The organism is Candidatus Woesearchaeota archaeon, assembly GCA_027858315.1.
Lineage (GTDB): Archaea > Nanobdellota > Nanobdellia > Woesearchaeales > UBA583 > UBA583.
This window is the reverse complement of the sequence record JAQICV010000057.1, coordinates 19,537-29,333: the sequence shown is the minus strand read 5'-3', so window position 1 is coordinate 29,333 and position 9,797 is coordinate 19,537. Positions and strand designations below refer to the sequence as shown.

Sequence of the window (9,797 nt, the reverse complement as noted above, 5' to 3'; positions counted from 1 at the left end):
ATGATTTAGATAAAGAATTGAAAGGAGAAGTTTTCGCATTAGAATCTAAAATTAAAACTAAAGATGATTTATTTTTTGGACAAATTGATAATGTTATTAGTGTGGCAGTTTTATATTATATTTTGAAGAATTTTGATTTTAAACAAGAAATAATTTTCACAACAGGGGAAGAGATAGGTGTTAGTTATCAGAATGTATTAGAATATATGAAGGATAAAAAAGAAATATTAGACATAATAACTTTAGACACTTCACCTTATGAAAATTTTAATAATAAAAAAGTAGGTTTCTTAACTCTAAGAAAAGGAGATGAAAATGGGAAATTTAATATTGAACTAGTAAATCAAATTGAGAAAATATTAATTGAGAATAGTGTATCAATAAATTTCAAATCTTCAAAAAAAGGGATTACTGAACTAGGAAGAATGTCTTCTGAATCTAATGGAAAATTAAATGGAGCAACAATTCAATTGCCTACAATGAACTATCATACAACTTATGAAACTTCAACAATGAAAAGTTTAGAAAATTATTTTAAGATAATTAAAATCTTAAGTGAATAAGAAATTTTATAAATCATTTTAATAGTTTTTTTATATGAATAAAAAAGCACTAGGAGCAATTGTTGCAGCAATGTTACTTTTACTTGTAGGAGTTACTATGTATATTGGTCTTCAAAATTGGTATAAAACTTATCAATCAGATTTGCAAGTTGAGATTATTCCTCAAGGGAGTGTTGAGATTGTAGGTTTAGAAGGAAATATTTTATATATTCGAAATAATGCAAATTCGGAGGTAGAATTTAACAGTATTGAAATTAATGGAATTGATTGTCCGTTAAGTGTAAATTTATCTGCTTCAAATATAAATTTTGTGAATATTTCAAGTTGTTTATCTGGAATGCCTGATGGTCAAAAAGATATTACTGTTTTTAGTGATTCAGGTATTTTTAAGAAAACTACATACTATGTTGAAAGTTAGCCTGCAACTCCAATAGATTTTTCCAGTGTTTTTATCAGTATTTGGAACACTAGTGATTGTGGTTTAAATAATAATCAAATTACTTTACCTTTAAAAAGTTCAGGAACATATAATTTTTCAGTGTATTGGGGCGATGGAAATAATGATACAATCACTACTTGGAATCAAGTAGAAATCACTCACAATTATGCTATTGAAGGAATAAAATAGATAAATATTACTGGAGAATTTGAAGTATTAGGATTTGATAGTTCAAAAAATGCATGGGATTGTGGTTTTGATGATTCTAAAAAAATATATGAGATTTCTCAATGGGGTTCATTAAAATTGGGTAATGATTGTTATTATTTTTATGGAGATGGAGGTCTAAATATTACTGCTAGTGACAATTTAAATATAAGTGGAATTACTAATATGAAACATATGTTTCATACTTTTACTTATTTTAATTAAGATATTAGTTCATGGTGTGTTACTTTAATAGGTTCTAAACCTAGAGGTTTTGACTCTTTTTCTCTTTTTGAAGGAATTAATGGAATTCAACCATTATGGGGAACTTGTCCTTAAATTTTATTTTATTTTTCTCATCCAAATACAATAAAAATATTAAAATATTTTTAAGCATTAAATCTTTTCATGATATAATACAACAAACATTTATAATTAATTATCTCTAAAATACATTATGATAAACATTTTTACTGATGGTGCATCAAAAGGTAATCCAGGTAATGCTGGAATTGGTGTTGCAATTTACAAAGACAAAGAACTAATAGAAGAAATTCATGAGTTCTTAGGAAAGAAGACAAATAATGAAGCAGAATACTTAGCATTCATTAAAGGAGTAGAAAGATTAATCGAATTAAAAGAAACTAAAGCAAATTTTTTTTCAGACTCAGAATTCTTAGTAAAACAAATGAAAGGCCAATACAAAGTAAAAGCTGAAAAAATTGTGCCATTATACGAGAAAGCAAAAGAATTAACAAAAGAATTAGAAATAACTGTTAATTGGATACCAAGAGAAGATAACAAATTAGCAGATGAATTAGCAAACAAAGCAATTGAACAAGCAAAAGGGAATTTTCAAGAAACTAATTTAAAATTAGATAAAGCATTTTTTGGTAAAATCAATTGTATTAAAATTCAACTAAATAATGAGAATGATATTTATTTTCATATGGGTTTATTAAATCAAAAATCAAAAGAATGGCGATGGGAAAAAGTTAAAATGTCCGATATTGAACTAGGTGAGATAATAAGCATTCTAAAAAAAGAAACTGGCAAATGCGCTTTTTATCATAAATTCGGTGAATCCAAAACACAAATTTGGTGTAACAAATCTCCTGAATCATTTTCAATAAAAGTAAATGATATAAGTAAAAATCTAAGTATAGGTGAATTTGAGGTATTTAAAATCATTCTAGAAGAATGTATAAAAATAAAAAATTTTAATTAAAATGGTAGAAAAATATGATTTAAATAAATTAAAAGGAAAAGACTTCACATTAGTTCTAAGTGGAGGTGCTGCATTAGGATATGCTCATATGGGAGTTATTAAATTCTTAGAAGAGAATAATTTAAAACCTAAAGAAATAATTGGAACTAGTATGGGAGCACTAATAGGAGCAATGTATGCATATGGATATTCTTATGATGAGATGATAGAAATCGCAAGTAAAAATGGTTTTTACAAACAATTAAGTTTAGGTTTCTTAAAACAAGGATTAATGGGAACTAAGAAATTAGAGAAATTTCTTAGTCAAATTTATCAAAATAAAAGAATGTCTCAAACTAAAATTGATTTAAAAATTATAGCAACAAATTTTGATGATGGAACTCCAGGAGTTTTTGATAAAAATAATGATGTAACAATTGCTGATGCTATAAGATGCTCAATATCAATTCCTACAGTATTTTCACCCCACAAATTAAATGGTTCATATTATGTAGATGGATTTGTATGCTCAAATTTACCTATTGAATACTCCTCTCACAAAAACATAATAGCAGTTGATGTATTAAATGCTAAAGTAATTAAAAAATATCAACCTAAAAAAACAGTTTTATTCTCTAAATTTAGTTTTCTATCAAGATTAAGTAATAGGACTTTTACTCTAATGATGATACATCAAACAAAAATTAAACTTGAAAAATACAAAAATAATTTATTTTTCTTAGAACCTGATATGAATGGTTTCAACACTTATAATTTTGGCAAATTCAATGAAATCTCTCAAAAAGGTTATGATGAAGCAAAAAAAAGGTTTAAACTTATTTAATCTCAATATATTCTTGAGATTTTTTTTTCTTATTTTTTTTTGATTTAAAATTATTTTTTATATTTGCAGCTTTTTCTTTCAATGAAAATTTACTTTTAATATTAAATTTAATATTTCTTTTAGGTGTAATTTTTTTAAGAGTTGTCCTAAGATTTTCTTTAGATTCTTTCTTGTAATGTTTTCTCTTATAATTTTCAATTCTATCACTAATATTATTAACAAGTTTATTCCTGTTAAATACAATATATAAACCAATTAAAAATGAAAACAATACTGATACAAGGAAATGCAAATAACTTGAAAAGACTATAATTGTAAGAAAATAAACAAGAACAATAAGAGTAATGCTAATAAGATATAATATCAAATGCAATCTTTTATAGTGCTTGTTATCAAGGAGAAAATTAATGTTTTTTCTCTTTTGAATTTTCTTTTTCATAATTAATTAGAAACAGAGATGTTTTTTAAATATTTCGTGTTATTGGTTCGCGAACAAAATTAGTAATCCACTCATAATCTATATAAATCAATTTTAATTCTTATTTATTAAACAACTGATTCTGGACATCGGTTAAAGAAATATGGATAATAATTTTTTAAAAAACAAATCTAGAAAAGATGCAGTCACTCGAACAGATTCTCGTTCGGTATCATTTCTAGAAGGAAAATCTAGAAAAGACTATGAACTCTTAATGCCTGCAGGTTCATTTGAAAAAGCAAAATATGCGATAGAATTTGGCTGTGATGCTATTTATTGTGGAATTCCTATGTTTACGCTTAGAGGAAAATCTACAATGACTATGGATGAATTAAAAGAAATTGTGCCATATGCTCATGAAAGAGGAGTAAAGGTATATTTTGCAGTAAATATATTTCCTCATTCATTCAAATATGAACAATTTCTAAAAGATATGAAAGTAATGGTAGAAGAAATTAAGCCTGATGCCTTTATTATGGCAGATCCAGGTTTAATTGATGTAACAAAAGAAAATTTTCCACAAGCTGAAATCCATCTATCTGTTCAAGCTAATAATGTAAATTGGATGAGTGTTAAATTTTGGCAAAAACAAGGAATTACAAGAGTTGTGCTTGCAAGAGAGTTAACTTACCCTGAACTAGTAGAAATAAACAAAAAGGTTCCTGATATAGAGCTAGAATTCTTCATTCATGGTTCTAATTGTATAGCTTACTCTGGAAGATGTCTGTTATCAAACTATTTTAATTATAGAGACTCAAATCAAGGGGTTTGTAACAATGCATGTAGATTCGAGTATAAAGTATACAAATCAAAAGATAATGAGTTTTTAGAGCCACTTCAAGAAGGAAGACATTACAAAGATCTTGAAAAAGGAAAATACTTTATAGAAGAAGAAAAGAGAAAAGGTGAATTATTTGAAGTAGAAGAAGACAATGATGGAACATATCTATTCAATTCTAAAGATAATTGTATGGTAGAACACTTAGAAAAAATGATGAAAGCTGGAGTTTGCTCTTATAAAGTTGAAGGAAGAACAAAATCAGTATACTATGCAGCAATTGTTGCAAGAACCTATAGGAAAGTTCTAGATGACATTCTAGCTGGGAAAAAACCAGACATAGATTGGGCAATTAAAGAGCTAAATACTACATCTAATAGAGGTTTTATTCCAGGCTTCTTAGAAGGAAACCCTAAAGAAAATTCAATTGACTATGCAAAAAAATCATCCCACCAAACTCATTTATTTGTAGGAATAGTTAGAGAAGTAATAAGTTCATCCGAAGAAAAATCAATTTTAGAAGTAGAAACTAGAGCCAAATTTAAATTAGGAGATAAAATAGAATTTGTAACTCCAAACGAAATCAAAACTTGGATAGTTGATAAGATTGAAAAACCTATGCAAGATAGTCCAAATGAAGAACTAGAAAAAGTATCTGGAGGATTAGAATTCTATGTAAAACTAGAAGTACCTTTTAAGATTAAAGACAAATATTGTGTAGTAAGGCGTATATTATATGATAAAGAAAAGGTTTAAATTAATTCTTTACAGTTAGTAGTAACAAAAGATAAGTTTATAAATTATAATGTCTTTATTATATATAGATGAGTGATGATAATATTATTTCAGGTAAATTAAAAGAAGATTTAGAATATGTTAGAAAAGGATATCCTGTAAATAAACATTCTTTTGGTTCTCTTAAAGTATTTGCTGCAGATTCAAAAAGGTATTTGGGAAGGAATTTGTCAGATTATGAATTAATTGAATTAGGAGATGCACAAAAATTAATCAAAGAAAAAGATTTTGATTCTTCTCTACATCCTGCAATGAGTAAGTTATTTGCCCTTAATGGAGTAGCATTACCAACTTTTGATTCCTTCAAGCATTTTACTACAGAATGGGACTATATAAAAGATATTGCTGAAACTGTTGATTTGGGAGTGATTAGGCCGGAGAAAGAAGCTTTGAGGAATATTAAATTAATAAGAAAAAGTCCTGAAAATAATGAATTTAAAGATATCTCGCAAAGGAAAGTAGATTTATATACTTTAGATATCAATGAACCAAAAGCAAAAATTAAAGGTAAATTAGTTGCAAGAAAGAAAAAAGATAGCAGTGGAGATCTAAAATTCTTACAAGAATACACTGCAATAAGATTTCCAGGTAAAGGAGAATTAGAAAAATCAGGTGTCTTTGATTCCAAGGCTAAATTTAGTTACCTTCAAAGAGTATATTTTGACAAATGTATGGATTATACACATGATGCTCTTTATTCAGGAAAAGATGTATATCAATTTTTTAGTAATAAATATGAAGAAACTTCTTCTAAAGAGGAAAAATCTATAATTCTTGCATCAATGGGATTATTTTTTGTAGATTATATTGCATTCAAATTCATCTCAGATGTTGATACAATTAAAAAATTAGATAGAGGTTTAAGACATGAATTAGGAGATTTTATGAGTAGGTTAGAATACAGAACTAAAGATTATTTATCTTTAGGAATTAAGGATGAGAGTATAGTTCATGTATTTAATGGAAATTATGATAGGACTTCTCTTGAAGGAAGATTGCAACCAACAACAAGATATGTTAATGCGGAGCTTGGTGCAAATGCACATCCTAAATACAAAGATAAAACAGAAAAAGAAGTAACTGAGTCATTAATGTTAGAATCTGAAGAGTTATTACCTATTTTTGTTAATCTTTGCGTTCAATCACAACATAGTTCTCCAAGTGATGTTTTAAATTCTCATGCTAAATATTTGCCAAGACATGAATTGCTTGATGCTTATTATAACTATGATGAATCTGCAGGATTATATATTTCCAAATCTCAATAAATAATTTAATTTTATAAATTCAATTTAATTCTTCTTATTTATGAAAACTCTTTATTTTCCTCCTATTAACAAATTGGGAAACTCAGCTTTTAGAAAATTATGTCTTTATTTTGGTGCTGACTTTGTTTTTACTGAGATAATTAGAGTAGATAAATTAATTGAAGATGATGAAGTTCAATTAAGAAAAGCATCAATTGATAAAAATCAAATAAATCAAACTCTAATTCAAATCATTGCTGAAGACATAGAAAATATCGAAAAAGGAGTTGAAAAAGTAATTGAAATCAATCCTGGGGTTAAAGAGATAAATTACAATATGGGTTGTCCTCAATCAACGCTTTGCTCAAAGGAGCTAGGTGGAGGTATTATTAAAAATCCAAGTAAAGTATTTGAAGTATCAAAAAGACTAAGTATAATATGCTCAAAACACTCAATAATTCCATCAGTTAAGTTAAGAATAGGAATTACAAGAGAACAAATTAATATTTTAGAAATTGTAGAGCAAATTCAATTAGCTTGTATAAAAAAAATTTATATTCATGGAAGAACTCTAAGAAATGGATATAATAGACCTGCAACTTATAATGAAATAAAAGAAGTAAAAGAAAAGTATCCAGAATTAGAAATTATTGCAAATGGAGATGTATTTAATCTTGATTCATATAATGAAATCATAAAAACAAATTGTGATGGAGTTTTAATTGGAAGAGCAGCACTTGAGAATCCCAAAATTTTCAAATTAATCAAGAACCATATAATTGAGGATAATAAATCTGGAACTGATTTAAATGAAAGAAAAGAAGCTATCTTAAAATACTTAGAATTTGCAAAAGAATACAATACTTCAATTTCTCACATCAAAGCTAATCTTTCATACTTGACAAGAAATACTATTGGTGGAGCAGAATTTAGAAAAAGTATAAATGATTTAAGTTCTATCGAGGAGATTCTGGAAGTCATTTAATTAATTTTATAAAAGTTTAATTATTACTTTTAGGTAGATGAAGTTAAATAAAAAGTTAGAATCAACTTTAATGTTCGGTTTTATGTCTTTAGTAGTAGGTACAGTAGGAGCTGTTTCTTATGATCTTACATATAAAAATAAAAATATTGAATTTCTCAAAGATTTAAATAAAGATAAACTTATTTCATATCAACCTCAAGGTTTTTTTAAAATTCCTTATGTGTGTGAAATTAAAGAGATTACTCCTAAAAAAACAATGACTTTAAATCAATTCTATGAAAATTCATCAGAAGTCCCAATTAAATTTCTAGAAGAAATGTTTATTAAAGTTAATTCTGAGTATATTGGTTTAATTGAAAAAGATGAAAGTTATAAGTTTCCATACAAATGTGATAATAATTAAATTTCATTCTTGAGTATAGTAACAAATCCTTAAATTCTATTTTTGTAAATTTTTACTATGAAAAAAAAAATAGTATTAATTGGTGGAGGTGGAGCTTCCTTATTTAGTGGAGCAACAGTTATGCAAATGGCTCCAAATAATTTTGAAGTATCAATGATTTCAAATGAAGGTTTATTTTGTAGGTGTTCAGGACCTTATGTTTTAAAAAAAAGAGCAGCATTTAAAGATGCAATAATGCCTGATACAATGATTACACAATTTGGAATTAATTTATTAAAAGGAACTGTAAAAAGTATTAATCATAAAACAAAAGAAATTATTTATGGAGATGACATAGAATCACATAAAGAGAATTATGACATTTTAGTTTTTGGAACTGGGGCAAGACCTTTTCTTCCTCCAATTGATGGACATGAATTAAAAAATGTATTTACTGTAAGAACACCTGATGATATTAAAGGAATTAATTCTATTACCTCTAAAGCAAAAAGGGCAACAGTTATTGGAGGAGGAGTTATAGGAGTTGAAATGGCTTCTGCTCTAAAGGAGAGAGGATTAAAAGTTGATATGTTAATTCTTGAGACTAATCCTTTTGAAAGATTAGCAGATACTGACTTTACTTCACTAATTAAAGAAAAATTACTTTCTAAAAAAATTAATATACTTGAAAAATCAATGATTCTAAAAATTGAAGGTAAAAATAAAGTTGAAAAAGTAATATACAAAAAAGCAGGATTAGAATATGAATTAAAATCTGAGATGGTAATTTTTGCAACAGGAGTTCGAGCAAATAAAGAACTTGCAGAAGAAATTGGAGTTAAAACTTCAAAACTTGGAATATTAGTTGATGATTATATGAGAACAAATTTAAAAGATGTTTATGCTGCAGGAGATTGTTCAATTGCTAAAAGTTGTGTTAATGGTCAATGCGCACCATCCCAACTTGCATCAAATGCTGTAATTCAAGGAAAAATTGTTGGAAAAAATATCATTGGTATGAAAACCAAATATCCTGGACACACTTCAGCTACAGTATTAGGGATTTTTGATATGGAATTTGGTATTGCAGGTTTTAGTGAGAACGATTGTGTAAATAATAAACTTGAATACTATACTGGGTATGCAAAATCAACAGATATTTATCAAGATTTAAAAGGAGTAGTTCAAGTTGATGTAAAATTAATATTCAATAAAAAAACAAATAGAATAATTGGAGTTCAAGCATATGGTAGAAATCTTATTTGGATAATAAATTTAATTTCATATGCAATAATGCAAAAATCTACAATCTTTGATTTAGTAAATCTGGATTATGCATCGCATCCATCTGTAAGCGCTTGGCCATTCATGAATCCAATAATCTTAGCATGTGAATCTGCAATGATGAAGATGCAAAAGAAATAATTTTTTCAAAATATTTATAATTCAATATTAGTTTTTTATCTTATGGATTATTATAGAATGCCTTATTTTTTTTTAACTTCTAATAATGATTATGTAATTGGTACACCAAGAAGTGTTGCTCAATCTGATAAGACATTTGAATTAAAATTTAGTAATTTTGCAAGAAACTATAATTTACAAAATAGTTTAGAATTATTATCACCAGTATCTATAAAATCACAAATGAAATCTAATCATTCATTAATGATAAGAGATCTAGAAGAAGAAGTAGCATCATATATAATTACACATATTAATGATAAAAAAAAACAAATAACGAGCAGAGATTATCTCTTAAATAATGGTATATTAAGAATATTTGTATCTAATAATGAATTAAGAGATAAAGTTAGGTATTCATTAGAAGAAAAATAAATATATAAGTAATATTTATAAAACAAATTCTTT

Annotated in this window: 12 protein-coding genes; 11 read left to right on the top strand and 1 reads right to left on the bottom strand. The window is 26.5% G+C overall.

The annotated features are described in order from the left end of the window. The 5 genes from PF569_05130 to PF569_05110 all read left to right on the top strand — a co-directional run. The coding region (locus PF569_05130; GenBank protein ID MDA3855618.1) for a hypothetical protein at nt 1-563 on the top strand (563 nt) is incomplete at its 5' end. 34 nt (nt 564-597) lie between these two features. Then, nucleotides 598-981: a hypothetical protein gene (locus tag PF569_05125; protein ID MDA3855617.1), complete on the top strand. Its 384-nt coding sequence runs from the start codon at nt 598-600 to the stop codon at nt 979-981. Between the two features lie 327 nt (nt 982-1,308). Beyond that, entirely contained in the window at nt 1,309-1,434 is a 126-nt protein-coding gene (locus PF569_05120) for a hypothetical protein (protein MDA3855616.1), read from the top strand. Between the two features lie 232 nt (nt 1,435-1,666). Further along, nucleotides 1,667-2,437 carry a ribonuclease HI family protein gene (locus tag PF569_05115; protein MDA3855615.1) on the top strand — a complete coding sequence of 257 codons (771 nt, stop codon included), beginning with the start codon at nt 1,667-1,669 and terminating at the stop codon, nt 2,435-2,437. A gap of 1 nt (nt 2,438) precedes the next feature. Further along, nucleotides 2,439-3,260, top strand: coding sequence for a patatin-like phospholipase family protein (locus tag PF569_05110; GenBank protein ID MDA3855614.1), 822 nt, complete (start codon nt 2,439-2,441; stop codon nt 3,258-3,260). Here PF569_05110 and PF569_05105 read toward each other — a convergent pair. Continuing rightward, on the bottom strand, nt 3,253-3,699 hold the full coding sequence (locus tag PF569_05105; GenBank protein ID MDA3855613.1) for a hypothetical protein: 447 nt from the start codon (nt 3,697-3,699) through the stop codon (nt 3,253-3,255). The two genes, PF569_05110 and PF569_05105, sit on opposite strands and share 8 nt — an antisense overlap. 142 nt (nt 3,700-3,841) lie before the next feature. Here PF569_05105 and PF569_05100 point away from each other — a divergent pair, with 142 nt between their 5' ends. The 6 genes from PF569_05100 to PF569_05075 all read left to right on the top strand — a co-directional run bounded on the left by PF569_05100 (nt 3,842) and on the right by PF569_05075 (nt 9,764). Further along, complete coding sequence (locus PF569_05100) at nt 3,842-5,272, top strand: U32 family peptidase C-terminal domain-containing protein (GenBank protein MDA3855612.1); 1,431 nt, start codon at nt 3,842-3,844, stop codon at nt 5,270-5,272. A 68-nt stretch (nt 5,273-5,340) separates the two neighbouring features. Further along, complete coding sequence (locus PF569_05095) at nt 5,341-6,579, top strand: hypothetical protein (GenBank protein ID MDA3855611.1); 1,239 nt, start codon at nt 5,341-5,343, stop codon at nt 6,577-6,579. Between the two features lie 40 nt (nt 6,580-6,619). Then, complete coding sequence (locus PF569_05090; protein ID MDA3855610.1) at nt 6,620-7,543, top strand: tRNA-dihydrouridine synthase family protein; 924 nt, start codon at nt 6,620-6,622, stop codon at nt 7,541-7,543. 37 nt (nt 7,544-7,580) lie between these two features. Beyond that, nucleotides 7,581-7,946, top strand: a complete 366-nt coding sequence (locus PF569_05085; GenBank protein MDA3855609.1) for a hypothetical protein — start codon at nt 7,581-7,583, stop codon at nt 7,944-7,946. A gap of 57 nt (nt 7,947-8,003) precedes the next feature. Beyond that, nucleotides 8,004-9,350 carry an FAD-dependent oxidoreductase gene (locus PF569_05080; GenBank protein MDA3855608.1) on the top strand — a complete coding sequence of 449 codons (1,347 nt, stop codon included), beginning with the start codon at nt 8,004-8,006 and terminating at the stop codon, nt 9,348-9,350. A 42-nt stretch (nt 9,351-9,392) separates the two neighbouring features. Then, nucleotides 9,393-9,764, top strand: coding sequence for a hypothetical protein (locus tag PF569_05075; GenBank protein ID MDA3855607.1), 372 nt, complete (start codon nt 9,393-9,395; stop codon nt 9,762-9,764). The last annotated feature ends 33 nt before the right edge of the window (nt 9,765-9,797 follow it).